This is a genomic window from Pseudomonas sp. PKS, from assembly GCF_051913525.1.
In the GTDB taxonomy this organism is placed as follows: domain Bacteria; phylum Pseudomonadota; class Gammaproteobacteria; order Pseudomonadales; family Pseudomonadaceae; genus Aquipseudomonas; species Aquipseudomonas guariconensis_D.
Genome location: NZ_JBEGDO010000004.1, coordinates 273,629 through 291,536, shown reverse-complemented (window position 1 = coordinate 291,536; position 17,908 = coordinate 273,629). Strand labels below are relative to the sequence as shown.

The window sequence follows — 17,908 nt, the reverse complement described above, 5'->3', positions numbered from 1 at the left end:
TAGTGTGGGGCTTCCCCATGTGAGAGTAGGTCATCGTCAAGATTCATTTCGCAAAACCCCTATCTGCGTGAGCAGGTAGGGGTTTTGTCTTTTCTGCATCCTGTACTTACCGCTCGACCGGTGCTTCCTGGAAGGCGCTTCCTACCGCGATTTGGGGCCTGCAACACCTCGGGCGATGCATAGCCCCTGTGATATGGTTCCCTACCAGAACCTCCCCGGCTGAGACGCTCAATGACCGACACATCCTCCCTGCATCCAGGTTTCATGATCGTTCAAGGCAACCGTCTGGATGACTTGCGCCATCTGGTAGTGGGTGTGATGCGTCGTTATCCCTTGGCACCGCTGGAGAACGAGATCGCGCTGGTTCAGAGTAACGGCATCGCCCAATGGCTCAAGTTGGCCCTGGCCGAAGACCCGCAGGAGGGCGATCAAGGCGGATGTGGAGTTGCGGCTGCTATCGATGTCCAGTTGCCGGGCAGTTTCATGTGGCAGTTGTATCGCCGTGTTCTGGGGCGCGATGAAATTCCTGAGGTTTCGTTGCTGGACAAAGCACCTCTCACTTGGCGGTTAATGCGCCTGCTTCCTGAGTTGATCGAGCTCCCCCATTTTGAACCCCTGCGCCGCTTCCTCACCGACGATAGCGACCTGCGCAAGCGTTACCAATTGGCCGAGCGCTTGGCGGACCTGTTCGACCAGTACCAGGTTTATCGCGCCGACTGGCTCAAGGATTGGGCAGTGGGCGAGCATGTGCTCAACAGCGCCCGCGGCGAACGCAAGCCCTTGCCTGTCGCTAATCGCTGGCAGGCGCAGCTATGGCGAGCCTTGCTCGAGGATGTCGGCGAGGCGGGCATGGCGCAGAGTCGCGCCGGGGTGCACCAGCGTTTCATCGAACGTATCAACAGCCTGGATCAGGCGCCTGCCGGTTTGCCGAAACGGGTGATCGTCTTCGGCATTTCGTCCTTGCCCGCCCAGGCGCTGGAGGCGTTGGCGGGTCTTGCTCGCTTCAGTCAGGTGTTGCTGTGCGTGCATAACCCTTGCCGCCACCATTGGGCTGATATCGTTGCTGACAAGGACCTGTTGCGTCATCAGTACAAGCGCCAGCAGCGCAAACACGGCACACCCTTGCAATTGGATGACGAAAGCCTGCACCAGCACGCCCACCCATTACTGGCTGCCTGGGGCAAGCAGGGCCGTGACTACATCAACCTTCTCGACAGTTATGATGACCCCGGCAGCTACCGCGGTGTATTCAGCGAGGGTCGCATCGACCTTTTCCAAGAGACTGAGCCAAATTGCCTGCTTCGCCAGTTGCAGGATGACATTCTCGAGTTGCGCCCACTGGCCGAAACCCGCGAGCAATGGGCTCCCGTCGATCCCGCCAAGGATCGCTCGGTGCGCTTCCATGTGGCCCACAGTCCGCAGCGTGAAGTGGAGATCCTTCATGACCAGTTGCTGGCCCGCTTCAGTGCAGATCCCTCGCTGCGTCCGCGTGATGTCATCGTCATGCTGCCGGCCATCGACGACTATGCACCGCATATCCGCGCGGTCTTCGGCCAACTTGAGCGCAACGACCCTCGCTACATTCCTTTCACCCTCACCGACCAGGGCCAGCGTGGTCGACAACCGCTGCTGATCGCTCTGGAGCATCTGCTCAAGCTGCCGGAGAGTCGCTTTGCTGTCAGCGAAGTGCTCGACCTGCTGGATGTCCCTGCTCTTCGTGCGCGCTTTGCCATCTCGGAGAGCGATTTACCGACCTTGCATCGCTGGATCGAGGGCGCCGGCATCCGCTGGGGCCTGAGCGCCGAGCAGCGGGCGACCCTGGGCCTGCCTGAGGGCCTGGAGCAGAACAGCTGGCGGTTCGGCCTGCGACGCATGTTGCTGGGGTATGCGGTCGGTGTCGGGGAGGGCTTCGACGAGATCGAGCCCTATGATGAAATCGGTGGCCTCGATGCCGCGTTGATCGGTCCGCTGGTGGCCCTGCTCGACGCGCTCGATGTGGCATGCGAGGCCTTGTCGCAGCCGGCTACCGCGGGCGAATGGGGCGAGCGCCTGCAAGCGTTGCTGCGGGTGTTTTTCCTCGCCGAGAATGAGCATGACGAGTTCCTGTTGATGCAATTGCAGGATCTGCGTGACACCTGGCTGGCCACGTGCGAAGCGGTCGGCCTGCAAGACGTGTTGCCGCTAACGGTGGTTCGCGAGGCCTGGTTGTCGGGTCTGGACCAAGGCAAATTATCCCAACGTTTCCTGGCAGGTTCGGTGAACTTCTGCACGCTCATGCCCATGCGCGCGATCCCCTTCCGGGTGGTATGCCTGCTGGGCATGAATGACGGCGACTACCCACGTGCCCAGCCGCCGCTGGACTTCGACCTCATGGCCAGCGACTACCGCCCCGGTGATCGCTCCCGCCGTGAAGATGATCGTTATCTGTTGCTTGAAGCCCTGCTCTCGGCGCGTGACCAGCTCTACATCAGTTGGGTCGGACGCAGCATTCGTGACAACAGCGAGCGTCCCGCATCGGTGTTGATCGGTCAGTTGCGCGACCACCTCGCCGCAGGTTGGCGTCTGGCGGGCGCCCAGGAGGGGCTTCGGGAGACCCCTGGCGAGCAATTGCTGCATGCCCTGACCCAGGAGCATCCGCTTCAACCCTTCAGCCAACGTTATTTCCAGAAAGGCAGCGCGCTGTTCAGCTACGCCCATGAGTGGCAGGTATTGCACCAGCTCGACACGGACCCTGTGGCCTGTGATGACACGCTGCCGCCCTACGTAGCCGAGGAGGCATTGAGCCTCACTCAGTTGCAGGATTTTCTGCGTCACCCTGTACGGCACTTCTTCAGTCAGCGTCTGAAAGTCTTCTTCGAGGCCTTGGAAACGCCAACGCCGGATGAAGAACCTTTTGTGCTCGATGCCTTGCAGCGCTACGGGCTGAGCGAGAGTCTGCTCGGTGCCGCGCTGGCCGATCCCGACAACGCCGCTCACGCGCTGCTGAGCCAGGCTCGTCGCCTTCAGGCCTGCGGCCTGCTGCCGCTGGCCGGGTTTGGCGAAATCCTTCAGGCCGAGCTGATCCAGCCCCTGCCTGACCTGCTGCAACGTCATCGCCAGTTGCTGCAACGCTGGCCAACCGTTTTAGATGGGGCGCTGCCGATTCATTTCGACCATGCAACGCAGCGTCTGGAAGGATGGCTGGGGAGGGTGTACCAAGCCCAGGACCAGAGCCTTCTGACCATCACCACAGTGCCCAACACCCTGAGTGCCGGGCGCAATAGCCGTAAATGGCATCGCTTGATCCCTGCCTGGGTCGTACATCTGGCGGCCTGTGCCGCAGGCTATCCATTGCATACCGCCATGGTCGCCAGCGACCTGACCTTGTTGCTCGACCCGCTGCCCCAGCCCCAGGCTGCGGAGCTTTTGAGCGACCTGATCGTGGCCCGCCAGGCGGCCATGAATGCGCCGCTGCCCGTGGCTGCCAAGACTGCGTTCGCCTGGCTGGCCCAGAGCGATCCGGACAAAGCCCTGGCCGCTGCGGTGCGTGCCTACGAGGGCGATGGTCAGAACACCACCGGCGAGTGCGGTGAGAGTCTTGCCTTGGCCCGTCAGTTCCCTGACTTCGCCGCGCTTTGCGCCGACGAAACCTTCGAAGGTTGGTGCGAGACCCTGTACCGCCCCTTGTTCGCAGCGCCCTGGCAGACCCTGGGCAATCCGGAGAGTGCCGCATGACCCAGGCCCGCCCCTTGGCACTGAGCTTTCCGTTGCACGGCAGCCAACTGATCGAGGCCAGTGCTGGCACCGGCAAGACGTTCACCATTTCGGCGTTGTACCTGCGCCTGATCCTGGGCCATGGCGGTGAGCAGGGCTTTGGCCGTGAATTGCTGCCGCCACAGATCCTGGTGGTGACCTTTACCGACGCTGCCACCAAAGAGCTGCGTGAGCGGATCCGTGCTCGCCTGGCCGAAGCGGCACGGTTCTTCCGCGGTGAGCTGGCCGAAGCTGATCCGCTGCTGCAGATGTTGCGCGATGATTATCCCGCCGAGCAGTGGGCGCGTTGCGCTAGTCGCCTCGAAGTTGCTGTCCAGTGGATGGACGAAGCCGCGGTGTCGACCATCCACGGTTGGTGCCAACGTATGTTGCGCGAGCACGCCTTCGACAGCGGTAGCTTGTTCACCCAGAACCTGGAGACCGATCACAGCGAGTTGCTGGGTCAGGTCATGCGCGATTACTGGCGGCGTTTCTGTTACGGCATGCAAGGCGAAGCCCTGGCCTGGGTACGCAACCAGTGGGGCAGCCCCGACGCGTTGCTGCCACGTATCCGCCCGTTGTTCGGCCGTTTGCGCGGTGAGGTGGATGATGCGCAGCCACAAGCGTTGATCGAACAGGCCCTGCGCGAACGTGCCACGCAGCTGTGCCAGCTCAAGGCGCCCTGGGGCCGATGGGCCGATGAGCTGCACCAGATTTGCCAGGCAGCCGTGGCCGGCAAGCTGGCGGATGGCCGTAAGCTGCAGGCACGCTTCTTCGAGCCTTGGTTCGACAAGCTGCGCGCCTGGGCCGGTGACGACCAGCTCCTGGAGCTGGACCTGGGCACCGGTTTCACACGGCTGACGCCTGCGGGCATGGCAGAGGCCTGGAAGTCTGGTGAGCCGCCTGATCATCCCGCGCTGCATGCCATGCAGAGCCTGCATGAGCAATTGCAGGGGCTGGCCAGCCCCGATGCACGGCTGCTGGAACACGCCGCTACCTGGGTGTCGGCGCGCTTCGAGGTGGAGAAGCGCAAGCGCGCCGAGATGGGTTTTGACGACATGCTCTTGCGTTTGGAGCAAGCGTTGGCCAGCGAGTCTGGGGAACGCCTGGCCGGAGTGATTCGTGAGCAGTTCCCGGTAGCGCTGATCGATGAGTTCCAAGACACTGACCCGGTGCAATATGGCATCTTCGAGCGCATCTACCGGATCAGCGAGAACCACAGAGATACCGGCCTGTTCATGATCGGCGACCCCAAGCAGGCGATCTATGCCTTCCGCGGGGCCGATATCTTCACCTACCTGGCCGCCCGCCGCGCCACGGCAGGGCGCTTGCACAGCCTGGATACCAACTACCGGTCCAGCCAGGCGATGGTAACGGCGGTCAATCGCGTGTTTCTCCAGGCCGAAGAGCGCCCTCAGGGTCGCGGCGCCTTCCTGTTCCGCGAAGGCCAGGACAACCCCCTGCCCTTCGTCGAGGTCCGTGCCAAGGGGCGCGATGAGCAACTGGTGATCGATGGCCAGCCCGCTGCGGCGTTGCAATGCTGGCAACTGCAAAGCGAGGAGCCGGTCTCCAGCACGCTCTACCGCCAGCAACTGGCGGCCAGTTGCGCCAGTCATATCGTCGGCTTGCTCAATGGCGGCCAGCAAGGCGTGACCGGACGGGTCGATGGCCAAGGCACGCTGCGCCCCTGTCTGCCGTCGGACATCGCCATCCTTGTACGCGATGGCCGGGAGGCCCAGTTGATTCGCGCTGAGCTCGCCGCCCGCGATGTGCGCAGCGTGTATCTGTCGGACAAGGACTCGGTCTTCGCCGCTCAGGAAGCCCATGACTTGTTGGTCTGGCTCAAGGCCTGTGCCGAGCCGGATTCCGAGCGTCTGCTCAAGGGCGCCCTGGCCAGCCTGACCCTCGATCTGCCGCTCGCCGAGCTGGAGCGTCTGAACCAGGACGAGCGCGTGTGGGAAGGTTGGGTCATGCGTTTTCGTCAGTACCGCGACACCTGGCAGCGCCAGGGCGTGTTGCCGATGCTGCGGCGCCTGCTGCATGACTTCCAGCTGCCGCGCATGCTCATGGCCCGCAGCGACGGTGAACGGGTGCTGACCAACTTGCTGCACCTGGCCGAGTTGCTGCAGCAGGCAGCGGGTGAGTTGGACGGTGAGCAAGCCTTGATCCGCCATCTGGCCGAACACCTGGCCAATGCCGGACACGCCGGCGAAGAGCAGATCCTGCGCCTTGAAAGCGACGAGCAGCTGGTCAAGGTGGTGACCATCCACAAATCCAAGGGGCTGGAATACCCTTTGGTCTATTTGCCGTTCATCTGCACCAGCAAACCGGTGGATGGTCAGCGCCTGCCACTGACCTGGCACGATAGCCAAGGCCAGGCCCATCTCACCCTGACACCCGACGAAACACAGATCGCCCGCGCCGATGACGAACGCCTGGCCGAGGACCTGCGCCTGCTCTACGTGGCCCTGACCCGTGCGCAGTATGCCTGCTGGCTGGGTGTCGCCGACCTCAAGCGCGGCAGTCAGAAAACCTCGCAATTGCACCGCTCTGCCCTGGGCTATCTGCTCGGCGCAGGCTTGCCCCTGGCAGCTTCCAGCGAACTGGGCGAATGGCTTGCGCTGCTGCAGGGCACCTGTGCGGACATCACGTGCAGCGGGCTGCCCGAAGCCGACGCCCAGCGCTATCACCCCCCTCGTGACGAGCGCGAGCTGTTGCCGGCGCGCAAGCCACGGCGGGCCGCCGCCGAGCATTGGTGGATCGCCTCCTACAGTGCCCTGCGAGTCGGTGATCAGACCTTGAGCGCCGACAGTTCCCAAGCCCAGCAACTGCTGGACGACGAAATAGTCGATACCCAGGCATTGCGTGAGGTGCCCGCCGAGGGCGGAGATATCCACCGCTTCCCTCGTGGTCCGAGTCCCGGCACCTTCCTCCACGGCCTGCTGGAGTGGGCCGGCCGGGAAGGATTCGCCGAGGTCAGCGGCAAGCCGGAGCTGATCAAGCGCACCGTGGGGGAGCGTTGCAACCGCCGGGACTGGACCGGCTGGATTCCCACCTTGGAGCAGTGGCTGGGGCAATTGCTGAGCCGACCGCTTCCGTTGCACGCCGACGGCCCGAACCTGATCCTCGCCGAGTTGCGTCACTACCAGATCGAGATGGAGTTCTGGTTCGCCAGCCATCAGGTGGATGCCGTGCGCCTTGACCATCTGGTCGCCCGCCATACCCATGGCGCAGCGGCGCGTCCTGCGGCCCTGCCCACGGTGCTCAACGGCATGTTCAAAGGCTTCATCGACCTGGCATTCGAGCTGGACGGTCGTTACTACGTGGCGGACTACAAATCCAACTGGCTCGGCCCGGACACCCAGGCCTACAACAGCCTGGCCATGGAGCAGGCGATCCTGGATCATCGCTACGATCTGCAGTACGTGCTCTACCTGCTGGCCCTGCATCGCCAACTGCGGGCTCGGTTGCCGGACTACGATTACGACCGTCATGTGGGCGGTGCCGTGTTCATCTTCCTGCGTGGCGCCGACAGCGCCGGCCATGGCTTGTATTTCGCCAAGCCGCCGCGGGTACTGATCGAGGCGCTCGATGCGTTGTTCCGCGGTGCCCATGAGCCGGAACAGCAGGACCTGTTTGCTGGAGTCGCGCCATGAGCCGATGTCTCGATGACCTCTTGCCTACCCCTGTAAACGCCGAACAACTGTCGGCTCTGGCGCCCCTGCGCGAGAGCCGTGACCTGCTGGTGCTGCTCGATCGCTGGGTCGAGCGAGGCTGGCTGCGGGCACTGGACCGTGCCTTCGTGAACTTTCTCGAAGAGCGTGCCCCCGGCAGCGACACCTTGCTGTTGCTGGCAGCGGCCCTGGCCAGTCATCAGTTGGGCCATGGTCATGTTTGCCTCGATCTGGAACAGACCCTCGCTGAGCCTGATTTCGCCTTGTCGCTGCCGCCGGAGGGCGACGTACTGACCGGGCCTTTGCTGCTGCCCTCGCAACTGCTCGCCAGCCTGACCCTGGACACCTGGCTGCAGCGTATTGCCGCCAGCCCTCTGGTGGCCGCGGGCAATAGCCCGGGGCAAGGCGCACGGCCCCTGGTGCTCAGCGGCCAGCGTCTTTATCTGCGCCGCTACTGGAGCTACGAGCGGCGCATCGACGACGCCTTGCGCCAGCGTCTGACCCAGAGCGAAGCCATGCCGGCGGATCTGCCCGCACGGCTTGATCACTTGTTCGAAGGCGGCGCCCCGGCAGAGCAGGTGGACTGGCAGAAACTCGCGTGTGCGCTCGCCACGCGCGCGGCGTTCAGCATCATCACCGGCGGCCCTGGCACCGGCAAGACCACTACGGTGGTGCGTTTGCTGGCGTTGTTGCAGGCACCGGCCGTGGAGAAGGGGCGCCCTTTGCGCATTCGCCTCGCGGCGCCCACCGGCAAGGCCGCCGCGCGCCTGACCGAGTCGATCGGCCAGCAGGTCGAGCTGCTGAAGGTCAGCGGTGAGGTGCGCGCGCAGATCCCGACCGAGGTCAGTACCGTTCACCGCCTGCTGGGCAGCCGACCGGGGTCCCGTCACTTCCGTCACCATGCCGGCAACCCGTTGCCGCTGGACGTGTTGGTGGTCGACGAAGCCTCGATGATCGACCTGGAAATGATGGCCAACCTGCTCGACGCCCTGCCGCCCAAGGCACGTCTGGTGTTGTTGGGCGACAAGGACCAGTTGGCCTCGGTCGAGGCCGGCGCGGTGTTGGGTGATTTGTGCCGCGATGCCGAGGAGGGCTGCTACTCCCCGGCTACCCGGGCCTGGCTGGAGCAGGTCGGCGGCCAATCGCTGGAGGGGTGTGGTCTCACGCCTGGGGATGCGCAGCGCAATCCGCTGGCCCAGCAGGTGGTGATGTTGCGTTACTCGCGCCGTTTCGGCGAAGGCAGCGGCATCGGCCAGCTGGCCCGCCTGGTCAACCGCCAGCAGGCACAGCAGGCGCGTGATCTGCTGACCCTGCCGCCGAGCGATGTGTTCGGTCTGACCCTGCGCGGTGAACAGGATCGGGCTTTTGATCGCTTGCTGTTGGACGGCCTGGGCCGTGGCGACGATGGGCCCCAGGGTTACCGCAGCTATCTGCGTGCCATTGGTCGTCATCGTCCGCCCCCTGGCACGCCCGTCGATGACCCGCGCTGGGAGCAGTGGGCCAGCAAGGTGCTGCAGAGTTTCGAGCACTTCCAGTTGCTCTGCGCAGTGCGCAAGGGCCCTTGGGGGGTTGCGGGTCTGAATGAACGTGTGGCGCGTGTGCTTGGCAACGCCGGGCTGATCGACAATCAGCAACCCTGGTATGAAGGCCGGCCAGTGCTGGTCACGCGCAACGACTATGGCCTGGGCCTGATGAACGGCGACATCGGCATTGCCTTGCGTCTGCCGGATGATCTGGGCGAGCCGGTACTGCGCGTGGCCTTTGCGCGCAACGATGGCAAAGGCGGGGTGCGCTTTGTGCTGCCGAGCCGGCTCAACGAGGTGGAAACGGTGTTTGCCATGACCGTGCACAAATCCCAGGGCTCGGAGTTCAGCCATACGGCCTTGGTGTTGCCGGATGCACTGAACCCGGTGCTCACCAAGGAGTTGGTCTATACCGGTATCACCCGCGCCAAGCACTGCTTCAGCCTGATCGAGCCGCGCACTGGCGTTTTCGAGGAAGCGGTGGCGCGCAAGGTGCGGCGGATCTCCGGATTGATGCTCGAGCAAGTGTGACGTAGCGCACATTTCTGGGCAAAAGGCCTTGTGCTATCGTTGCGCCAAATCGGAAGGGACTTTGTGGGATTTCCTAAATGGTGGCTGTCTCGCCTCGGGGACGCGTGATGGGCCGTGCGCTTGCGCTGTTGATGGCCGCCTTGCTGCTCGCAGGCCCTGCATGGGCAGACACCCCTGCGAGCGCTGCCCAGGTCCAACAGCGGGCCAAGGCCGTGACCCAGGTCGTGCTGGGCATTCTCAGCTATGCGCGCTGGCCGGTGGAGCCAGTGCCGTTGCGCTTGTGCCTGGTGGGGCCGACCGAATACGCCGATGACCTGATCAAGGGCAATGTGCAGAACTCCGGCCAGCCCTTGCAGGTGCGGCGCTTGCTGGTGAACGACCAGCGTGTCGCCAGCGCCTGCGACGCACTCTATATCGGCAAGCTCGACCAAGGTGAGCGGGAGCGGCTGTTCCAGTCGGTCAGCGGCCATCCGGTGCTCAGCATCAGCGAGGCAGACGACCCCTGCACCGTGGGCAGCTTGTTTTGCCTGCGGGTCAGTGACGAGCAGGTGGCCTTTGACGTAAACCTGGATTCGGTCGCTCGTAGCGGTGTGCGCATCCACCCCAGTGTGCTGCAGTTGTCTCGCCGACGGGCGGTGCAGCCATGAGAGGGTGCACCCAGCCTGGCGTTCGCCCGACCCTGCGTTCGGTGCTCGGCCGCGGCCATCTGGGGCTGGCCTTGCTGGCGGTGGGGTTGGCAGGCGTCTCCCTGACCCTGCTTGGTGTGCTTGCCTTGCGCGTCTATGCCAATCACAACCTGCATCTGATTGCCCGGTCGATCAACTACACCGTCGAAGCGGCGGTGGTGTTCGACGATGCCCCTGCCGCAAAGGAAGCCCTGGCGTTGATCGCAGCCACCGAAGAGGTGGCCGATGCCAAGGTGTTCAATGACGAAGGGGAGCAACTGGCCCATTGGCACCGTGACGACGATGGCATGTTCGCCCAGCTGGAGGCGGAAGTGGCCAGCGCGCTGCTGGAGGAACCGATCACGCTGCCGGTGATGCACCAACAACAAAAAGTCGGGCACATCGAAGTGTCCGGGCAGGGCGGCAACCTGCTGCGTTTCCTGTTCAGTGGTCTGGCGGGGATCGTCTTCTGCACGCTGCTCAGTGCAGTGGTGGCCCTTTATCTGTCACGTCGGCTGTTCGGCGACATCATTCGCCCGTTGCGCAGCCTCGCCAGCGTCGCCCATGCCGCCCGCCGCGATCGTACCTTCGACCGGCGCGTACCCGAAACGCAGATCGCCGAGCTCAACGAACTGGGCAACGACTTCAACGCACTGCTCGACGAACTGGAGGCCTGGGACAGTCACCTGCGCAGTGAGAACGAGAACCTGGCTCACCAGGCGACCCATGACAGCCTTACCGGCCTGCCCAATCGCGCGTTCTTCGAGGGGCGCCTGAGCCGCAGTCTGCGCAATGCCCTCCGCCAGCAGGAGCAGTTGGCGCTGTTGTTCCTCGACAGCGACCATTTCAAACAGATCAATGACAGCCTGGGCCACTCGGCGGGGGATGAAGTCCTCATCAGCGTGGCCAGTCGGATCCGCGCGCAATTGCGCGAACACGACCTGGTGGCGCGCCTGGGCGGGGACGAATTCGCAGTGCTGCTGACGCCCTTGCAGTCGCGAGGCGACGCCGAGCGCATCGCTGAAAAGATCATCGCCAGCATGCAACTGCCGATTCAACTGGAAACCGGCAACAGCATCACCACCTCGTTGAGCGTGGGCATCGCCTACTTCCCCGAAGACGGCCTGGACCCGGCAGGGCTGCTCAATGCCGCTGATGGGGCGATGTATCAGGCCAAGCGCATGCGCCGTGGCCATTGGCAAGTGGCGCAGACGGAGCATTCGGCCACTGACGTTGATAACAGGAGCTGAACCGTGATTCACCGTGTCGTTGAACTGCGTTTACCCGCGCTGGTATTGGCATTGCTGACGTTGCTGGTGCTCGGCGGTTGCCAGAGCGTTCCCAAGGGCTTGAGCGAAGAGCAGATCGCCGTGCTCAAGCGCGAAGGCTTCGCGCCGACTGACGAAGGCTGGGCGTTCGATCTTTCCGGCAAGGTGTTGTTTGGCAGCGATCTGGACAGCCTGAACAGCCAGAGCCGAGCAATCGTCGAGCGCATCGGCAAAGCCTTGCTGTCGGTGGATATCCAGCGGGTACGGGTTGACGGCCATGCCGATGCCTCGGGCAAGGAGGCGTATAACCAGCAGCTGTCCGAACGCCGTGCGCAGAGCGTCGCCCGGGCGCTGATCGGCATCGGCATGCAACCTCATAACATCCGCACCGTTGGCTTGGGCAGCAGCCAGCCGGTGGCGGACAACCGTACTGCCAGCGGGCGAACCGAGAACCGCCGCGTGTCGATCGTGGTGGCGTCCTACTGAGCCAAGTGCAGGCGCCTGCGATTGGGCGCAGAGCGCCCATCCGGCATCACGCGAACTTCATCTCCCGGCTGTTGCCCATCAGCAACGGCGCGTTCGCCTCGGTCACATCGCGAATGTAGTCCCACAGCAGGGTGATGCGCTTCAACTTGCGCAGGTCCTCCCGGCAGTACATCCAGAACTGCCGGGTAATCTCCACCTCTTCCGGTAGCAGATTGATCAACCGTGCATCCTGCGCAGCCAGGAAACACGGCAGGATTGCCAGCCCGCGGCCTTGCAAGGCCGCGGTGTATTGGGCGATCACGCTGGTGCTGCGCAGGTGGGCGTTGGCGTTGGGGATCAGGTTGGCCAGGTACAAAAGCTCAGAGCTGAACGCCAGATCGTCCACATAGCTGATGAACCGGTGCTGGGTCAGGTCGGTGGCCTGGCGGATTGGCGGGTGGTTGTCCAGGTATTCCTGGGTCGCGTACAGCCGCAGGCGGTAGTCGCACAGCTTGCAGCACACGTAGGGCCCATGCTCGGGCCGCTCCAGGGCGATGACGATGTCGGCCTCGCGCTTGGACAGGCTGATGAAGTGCGGCAGGGGCAGGATGTCCACCGAGATCGCCGGGTAGGCATCGACGAAATGGCTCAGTTGTGGGGTGACGAAGAAGCTGCCGAAGCCCTCGGTGCAGCCCATGCGGACATGGCCCGAAAGTGCCACGCCTGAGCCGGAGACCTGCTCGCAGGCCATGTGCAGCGTGCTTTCGATCGATTCGGCGTAGCCCAGCAGGCGTTGGCCCTCGGAGGTCAGGACAAAGCCGTTGGTCCGGGATTTTTCGAACAATAGCGTGCCCAGCGCACCTTCCAGCGAGCTGATGCGTCGCGACACCGTGGTGTAGTCCACGGCCAGGCGCTTGGCCGCGCTGCTGGCCTTGCGGGTGCGCGCCACTTCAAGAAAGAACTTCAAATCGTCCCAGTTCAGTGAGCTTAGGGAGGTGAGGTCTTTTTGCATGATGATCCGGTTTTTTTGTGCGTTCTTGTTGGATGTTTGCACATCTATACTCGAAAAAAGCCCCACGGCGCCACCCCGCCTCGGCGCGCTGGCGATCTCGTTCCGACAATAATTCCAAGGAGAGCGCAGATGAACGCACCCCATACCCCCGACCAGGCCAAGGTCGAGCAGGTCAAACTGCTGATCGACGGCCAGTGGGTCGAGTCCAAGACCACCGAGTGGCGCGACATCGTCAACCCGGCCACCCAGCAGGTGCTGGCGCGGGTGCCGTTCGCCACCGCAGAGGAGGTCGACGCCGCCGTGGCTGCGGCCCAGCGGGCCTTCGCCAGCTGGCGCGACACCCCCATCGGCGCCCGCATGCGCATCATGCTCAAGCTGCAGGCGCTGATCCGCGAACACACCAAACGTATCGCCCAGACCCTCAGTGCCGAGCAGGGCAAGACTCTCGCCGATGCCGAAGGCGATATCTTCCGAGGCCTGGAAGTCGTCGAGCACGCCGCCTCCATCGGTACCTTGCAGATGGGCGAGTTCGCCGAAAACGTCGCAGGTGGCGTGGACACCTATACCCTGCGTCAACCGATCGGCGTGTGCGCCGGCATCACCCCGTTCAACTTCCCGGCGATGATCCCGCTGTGGATGTTCCCGATGGCCATCGTTTGCGGCAACACCTTCGTGCTCAAGCCGTCCGAACAGGACCCGCTGTCGACCATGATGCTGGTGGAACTGGCCCTGGAAGCCGGCATACCGGCCGGTGTGCTGAACGTGGTGCATGGCGGCAAGCAGGTGGTGGATGCGATCTGCACCCACAAAGACATCAAGGCGATTTCCTTCGTCGGTTCCACCGAGGTCGGCACCCACGTGTACAACCTGGGTAGCCAGCACGGCAAGCGCGTGCAGTCGATGATGGGCGCCAAGAACCACGCCGTGGTGCTGCCGGACGCCAATCGCACCCAGACGATCAATGCCCTGGTCGGTGCCGCTTTCGGCGCGGCCGGTCAGCGCTGCATGGCCACCTCGGTGGCGGTGTTGGTAGGCAAGGCCCGCGAATGGCTGCCGGACATCAAGGAAGCCGCCAGCAAGCTCAAAGTCAATGCCGGTAGCGAGCCGGGCACCGACGTCGGCCCGGTGGTTTCCAAGCGTGCCAAGGAGCGCGTGCTGGGGCTGATCGAAAGCGGTATCAAGGAAGGCGCCAAGCTCGAACTGGACGGGCGTGACGTCAAGGTGCCGGGCTACGAGCAGGGCAACTTCGTCGGCCCGACCCTGTTCTCCGGGGTACGCACCGACATGCAGATCTACACCCAGGAAATCTTCGGCCCGGTGCTGGTCACCCTGGAAGTCGACACCCTCGACGAGGCCATCGCCTTGGTCAATGCCAACCCGTTCGGCAACGGCACGGGCCTGTTCACCCAAAGCGGTGCGGCAGCACGCAAGTTCCAGAGCGAGATCGACATCGGCCAGGTCGGCATCAACATTCCGATTCCAGTACCGGTGCCGTTCTTCAGTTTCACAGGTTCGCGTGGCTCCAAGCTGGGCGACCTGGGCCCGTACGGCAAGCAAGTGGTGCAGTTCTACACTCAGACCAAGACTGTCACCGCTCGCTGGTTCGACGATGACAGCGTCAATGACGGTGTGAACACCACCATCAGCCTGCGCTAAGGAGTTCGTCATGCGTATCGCATTCATCGGCCTGGGCAACATGGGCGCGCCCATGGCCCGCAACCTGATCAAGGCCGGGCATCAGTTGAGCCTGTTCGACCTGAACAAGACCGTGCTGGCCGAGCTCGCCGAACTGGGCGGGCAGGTCAGCGCCTCGCCCAAGGAAGCGGCGGCCAGCAGTGACCTGGTGATCACCATGCTGCCAGCGGCGACCCATGTGCGCAGTGTCTATCTGGGTGACGATGGTGTGCTGGCGGGTGTACGGCCGGGCACACCGACCGTGGACTGCAGCACCATCGATCCGCAGACCGCCCGCGAGGTGTCCAAGGCCGCAGCGGCCAAGGGCGTGGACATGGGCGATGCGCCGGTGTCCGGCGGTACTGGTGGCGCGGCGGCGGGCACCCTGACCTTCATGGTCGGCGCCAGCGCCGAACTGTTCGCCACGCTCAAGCCGGTGCTGGAACAGATGGGGCGCAACATCGTGCACTGCGGCGAGGTGGGTACCGGACAGATCGCCAAGATCTGCAACAACCTCCTGCTGGGTATCTCGATGATCGGTGTGTCCGAAGCCATGGCCCTGGGCAATGCGCTGGGCATCGACACCAAGGTGCTGGCCGGCATCATCAACAGCTCCACCGGGCGTTGCTGGAGTTCGGATACCTACAACCCTTGGCCGGGCATCATCGAGACCGCCCCGGCTTCGCGCGGCTACACCGGCGGCTTTGGCGCCGAGCTGATGCTCAAGGACCTGGGGCTGGCCACCGAGGCTGCGCGTCTGGCGCACCAGCCGGTGATCCTTGGCGCCGTGGCGCAGCAGCTGTATCAGGCCATGAGCCTGCGTGGCGAGGGCGGCAAGGACTTTTCGGCGATCGTCGAGAGTTATCGCAAGAAGGATTGACGAGCGAGGTGAATTTTATCGCGGGCCAGGTGGCCTTCCCTCTGTAACTGCGCACCAGAGGGAAGGGCACTTGCCTCGCGATTTTTTTGTGCTCGATTCTTCGAGCGCTGCATAGTCCTGTAGGAGCGGGTTCACCCGCGAACACTGCAGTGGCTGTAGCACTGCATTCGCGGGTAAACCCGCTCCCACAGGGTCGAGTCGTGCTCAACTGTTTGCGCTATGGAAGGCCCTGCGAAAGGGCTTTGGCATCAGGCGAAGACGAAGTACTTGCGCACGGTCTCGACCACTTCCCAGGTGCCTTTGAGGCCCGGCTCGATGATGAACACGTCGCCTGCCTTCAGGTGCTTGGGCTCTTCACCTTCCGGGGTGATGATCACGTAGCCTTCGAGGAAGTGGCAGAACTCCCACTTCTCGTAGTTGATCTCGAACTTGCCAGGGGTGCAGATCCAGGTGCCCATGATCTTGCTGCCATCGGCAGAGAGGTAGGCGTTCAGGTTGACGGTCTGCGGGTTGCCGCCGATGCGCTTCCACGGGGTGGCGTTCAGGGCCGGGGTCGGGCAGGTTTCGCGCAGGACGGTAATGAAGTCGGACATGGCAGGTTCCCAGGTAAGTGGCTGAATGACACGTCACCATAGGGCCTGCGCTGGCGATGGAGTTGCCTGGGCTCGACGTCCAGGTGTCTGGATGCGCTATGTGGGCATATGCGCTTTGCAATGAAGAACGAAGGCGTTGACCTGTTCCGGCCATTGGGCGAGCAGGTCCGGCGCGGTACCCAGGTAGGCGGCGCGCGCGTTGGCCAGCACCGGCTGATGTGCGTGTGGCAAGCGCTCCAGCAACCACTGGGCGGCTACATCCTTGGCCGCGATCGAACCCGTCGCCAGGCTGTACCAGATGCGCGCCAGGGCGAGCACCACGGTGTGCTCGTCGCCGGTCCAGTCCTCGGGCATATTCCACTGGGCCAGGGTGTCGGCAAAGGCTTGTTTCAGATCGTCGGGCGGCACCGGGTCGAACCAGCTCGCAGCCGCTTCGCCCATCAGGCAACGGCTGTGCTGGCGGGCCTTGGTCAGCAGGATCGCCAGGTCTGGGTCGAACTGGGCAGGTTCGACCTCGCTCGCCAGCAGCGACTCGCGCAGCCACTCACCGAATTGCAGCTCGCGGCGGGCCGGATAGCGCCAGGGATGGATGTCGTCGCGTACCAACAGCGTCACCTCCAGGGCGCGCAGGTTGGGGTCTGCTGCCGGTGGTGCGGAAACATCCAGCAGCGCGCGCATCAACCCCTGGCGTGTGGCGTCGGACAGCGGTCGGGACACGGTCACCAGCAGGTCGAGATCGCTGTGCGGCTTCAATCCACCGGCTACGGCCGAGCCGTACAGGTGGATGGCCTGCAAGGTGTCGCCAAGGTGCTGGGCAAGCAGTTGCTGGGCAGCGAGCAGTTGTGGGTCGGTCATGGTGCGCCTCCTGAGGGCACACCATAGCAATCACCCTCAGGCGTTGGCCATTGCGTTGACTTCGACCGTGATGTGCGCCAGTTCTTCATGGACCGCCAGTGCCTGGCGTACGGTGTCGGCGCTAAGACAGCCCGTCGCCGCCAGGCTGAGGATACAGGCGTACTGGTCCTTGCCGACACGCCACACGTGCAAGTCGGTGAGGGTGGCCGGTACTGACAGTTGCGCCACGACGTCGCGAATCTCCTGGACCACGGGCGCGTCCATCTCGGCGTCCAGCAACACCCGCCCGGTGTCACGCAGCAGGCCTTTGGCCCACACCGCCACCAGCACCGCTCCCACCAGGCCCATCACCGGGTCGAGCCAGGCGGCGCCCCAGAACTTGCCGGACAGCAGCGCAATGATCGCCAGCACCGAGGTCGCGGCGTCGGCCATCACATGCAGGTAGGCCGAGCGCAGGTTCAGGTCATGGTGGTGATGATGGTCATGATCATGGCCGTGGTGATGATCGTGCTGGTGATCGTCGCGCAGCAGCCAGGCACAGGCGAGGTTCACGGCAAGCCCGAGGGTCGCAAGGGTGATGGCTTGGTCATAGTGAATCGGCCCCGGTGCCAGCAGCCGCTCGACCGACTGGAAGGCCATGAGCCCTGCCACGCCCAGCAGGAGCAAAGCGCTGGAGTAGCCGCCGAGGATCTCGATCTTCCACGTGCCGAAGGCGAAGCGACGATCCCGGGCGTAACGCCGTGCGGCAGCGTACGCCAGCAGCGAGAGTCCCAGGGCCAGGGCATGGGAGCTCATGTGCCAGCCGTCGGCCAGCAGCGCCATGGAGTTGAAGTACCAGCCGCCGGCGATCTCCGCCACCATCATCACTGCCGTGAGCCACACGGCCAGGCGTGTCTTGCGCTCGGCGCCGAGGTTGCCGGTATGGAACTGATGGCTGTGCAGCCACTTGTCTGAGGTTTGCGCAACCATGGTTTATCATGCTCCGGTAGATAGGCGAAATATACTATACCCCAGTATACCTAGAGTGATGCAGAAC

Annotated in this window: 12 protein-coding genes; 8 read left to right on the top strand and 4 right to left on the bottom strand. The window is 63.8% G+C overall.

Features of this window, described 5'->3' with window-relative positions:
• Window positions 1–231 precede the first annotated feature (231 nt).
• The 6 genes from recC (at window position 232) to ABOA88_RS06935 (ending at window position 11,879) form a co-directional block, all read left to right on the top strand.
• Window positions 232–3,714 carry an exodeoxyribonuclease V subunit gamma gene (gene recC / locus ABOA88_RS06960; protein ID WP_367851326.1) on the top strand — a complete coding sequence of 1,161 codons (3,483 nt, stop codon included), beginning with the start codon at window positions 232–234 and terminating at the stop codon, window positions 3,712–3,714.
• On the top strand, window positions 3,711–7,388 hold the full coding sequence (gene recB, locus ABOA88_RS06955; RefSeq protein ID WP_367851327.1) for an exodeoxyribonuclease V subunit beta: 3,678 nt from the start codon (window positions 3,711–3,713) through the stop codon (window positions 7,386–7,388). The genes recC and recB overlap by 4 nt, the downstream gene beginning before the upstream one ends.
• Window positions 7,385–9,460, top strand: coding sequence for an exodeoxyribonuclease V subunit alpha (gene recD / locus ABOA88_RS06950; RefSeq protein WP_367851328.1), 2,076 nt, complete (start codon window positions 7,385–7,387; stop codon window positions 9,458–9,460). The genes recB and recD overlap by 4 nt, the downstream gene beginning before the upstream one ends.
• Before the next feature lie 107 nt (window positions 9,461–9,567).
• The gene (locus ABOA88_RS06945; RefSeq protein ID WP_437437083.1) at window positions 9,568–10,107 is read left to right on the top strand and encodes a YfiR family protein; all 540 of its coding nucleotides are present in this window, start codon (window positions 9,568–9,570) and stop codon (window positions 10,105–10,107) included.
• Complete coding sequence (locus ABOA88_RS06940) at window positions 10,104–11,375, top strand: diguanylate cyclase domain-containing protein (RefSeq protein WP_367851329.1); 1,272 nt, start codon at window positions 10,104–10,106, stop codon at window positions 11,373–11,375. The genes ABOA88_RS06945 and ABOA88_RS06940 overlap by 4 nt, the downstream gene beginning before the upstream one ends.
• A 3-nt stretch (window positions 11,376–11,378) precedes the next feature.
• Window positions 11,379–11,879, top strand: a complete 501-nt coding sequence (locus tag ABOA88_RS06935) for an OmpA family protein (RefSeq protein WP_367851330.1) — start codon at window positions 11,379–11,381, stop codon at window positions 11,877–11,879.
• 46 nt (window positions 11,880–11,925) lie between these two features.
• On the opposite strand, the gene ABOA88_RS06930 is transcribed toward ABOA88_RS06935, so the two are convergent.
• Window positions 11,926–12,870, bottom strand: a complete 945-nt coding sequence (locus tag ABOA88_RS06930; RefSeq protein ID WP_070092810.1) for a LysR family transcriptional regulator — start codon at window positions 12,868–12,870, stop codon at window positions 11,926–11,928.
• A gap of 129 nt (window positions 12,871–12,999) precedes the next feature.
• Here ABOA88_RS06930 and ABOA88_RS06925 point away from each other — a divergent pair, with 129 nt between their 5' ends.
• A complete protein-coding gene (locus ABOA88_RS06925) occupies window positions 13,000–14,526 on the top strand; it encodes a CoA-acylating methylmalonate-semialdehyde dehydrogenase (RefSeq protein ID WP_367851331.1) in 1,527 nt (508 codons plus the stop codon).
• A 10-nt stretch (window positions 14,527–14,536) separates the two neighbouring features.
• Window positions 14,537–15,424, top strand: coding sequence for a 3-hydroxyisobutyrate dehydrogenase (gene mmsB / locus ABOA88_RS06920; RefSeq protein WP_196169830.1), 888 nt, complete (start codon window positions 14,537–14,539; stop codon window positions 15,422–15,424).
• A gap of 248 nt (window positions 15,425–15,672) precedes the next feature.
• Here mmsB and ABOA88_RS06915 read toward each other — a convergent pair whose 3' ends face one another.
• The 3 genes from ABOA88_RS06915 to dmeF all read right to left on the bottom strand — a co-directional run bounded on the left by ABOA88_RS06915 (window position 15,673) and on the right by dmeF (window position 17,841).
• A complete protein-coding gene (locus tag ABOA88_RS06915; RefSeq protein WP_043215260.1) occupies window positions 15,673–16,017 on the bottom strand; it encodes a cupin domain-containing protein in 345 nt (114 codons plus the stop codon).
• A gap of 96 nt (window positions 16,018–16,113) precedes the next feature.
• Complete coding sequence (locus tag ABOA88_RS06910; RefSeq protein ID WP_367851332.1) at window positions 16,114–16,872, bottom strand: aminoglycoside adenylyltransferase family protein; 759 nt, start codon at window positions 16,870–16,872, stop codon at window positions 16,114–16,116.
• Window positions 16,873–16,908: 36 nt separating this feature from the next.
• A complete protein-coding gene (gene dmeF / locus ABOA88_RS06905; protein WP_367851333.1) occupies window positions 16,909–17,841 on the bottom strand; it encodes a CDF family Co(II)/Ni(II) efflux transporter DmeF in 933 nt (310 codons plus the stop codon).
• Between the last annotated feature and the right edge of the window lie 67 nt (window positions 17,842–17,908).

What these genes read in the sequence shown, in the direction of transcription:
- recC (WP_367851326.1), top strand. Translation starts at nt 232, where the DNA reads ATGACCGACACATCCTCCCTGCATCCAGGTTTCATGATCGTTCAAGGC.
- recB (WP_367851327.1), top strand. Translation starts at nt 3,711, where the DNA reads ATGACCCAGGCCCGCCCCTTGGCACTGAGCTTTCCGTTGCACGGCAGC.
- recD (WP_367851328.1), top strand. Translation starts at nt 7,385, where the DNA reads ATGAGCCGATGTCTCGATGACCTCTTGCCTACCCCTGTAAACGCCGAA.
- ABOA88_RS06945 (WP_437437083.1), top strand. Translation starts at nt 9,568, where the DNA reads ATGGGCCGTGCGCTTGCGCTGTTGATGGCCGCCTTGCTGCTCGCAGGC.
- ABOA88_RS06940 (WP_367851329.1), top strand. Translation starts at nt 10,104, where the DNA reads ATGAGAGGGTGCACCCAGCCTGGCGTTCGCCCGACCCTGCGTTCGGTG.
- ABOA88_RS06930 (WP_070092810.1), bottom strand. Translation starts at nt 12,870, where the DNA reads ATGCAAAAAGACCTCACCTCCCTAAGCTCACTGAACTGGGACGATTTG.
- ABOA88_RS06925 (WP_367851331.1), top strand. Translation starts at nt 13,000, where the DNA reads ATGAACGCACCCCATACCCCCGACCAGGCCAAGGTCGAGCAGGTCAAA.
- mmsB (WP_196169830.1), top strand. Translation starts at nt 14,537, where the DNA reads ATGCGTATCGCATTCATCGGCCTGGGCAACATGGGCGCGCCCATGGCC.
- ABOA88_RS06915 (WP_043215260.1), bottom strand. Translation starts at nt 16,017, where the DNA reads ATGTCCGACTTCATTACCGTCCTGCGCGAAACCTGCCCGACCCCGGCC.
- ABOA88_RS06910 (WP_367851332.1), bottom strand. Translation starts at nt 16,872, where the DNA reads ATGACCGACCCACAACTGCTCGCTGCCCAGCAACTGCTTGCCCAGCAC.
- dmeF (WP_367851333.1), bottom strand. Translation starts at nt 17,841, where the DNA reads ATGGTTGCGCAAACCTCAGACAAGTGGCTGCACAGCCATCAGTTCCAT.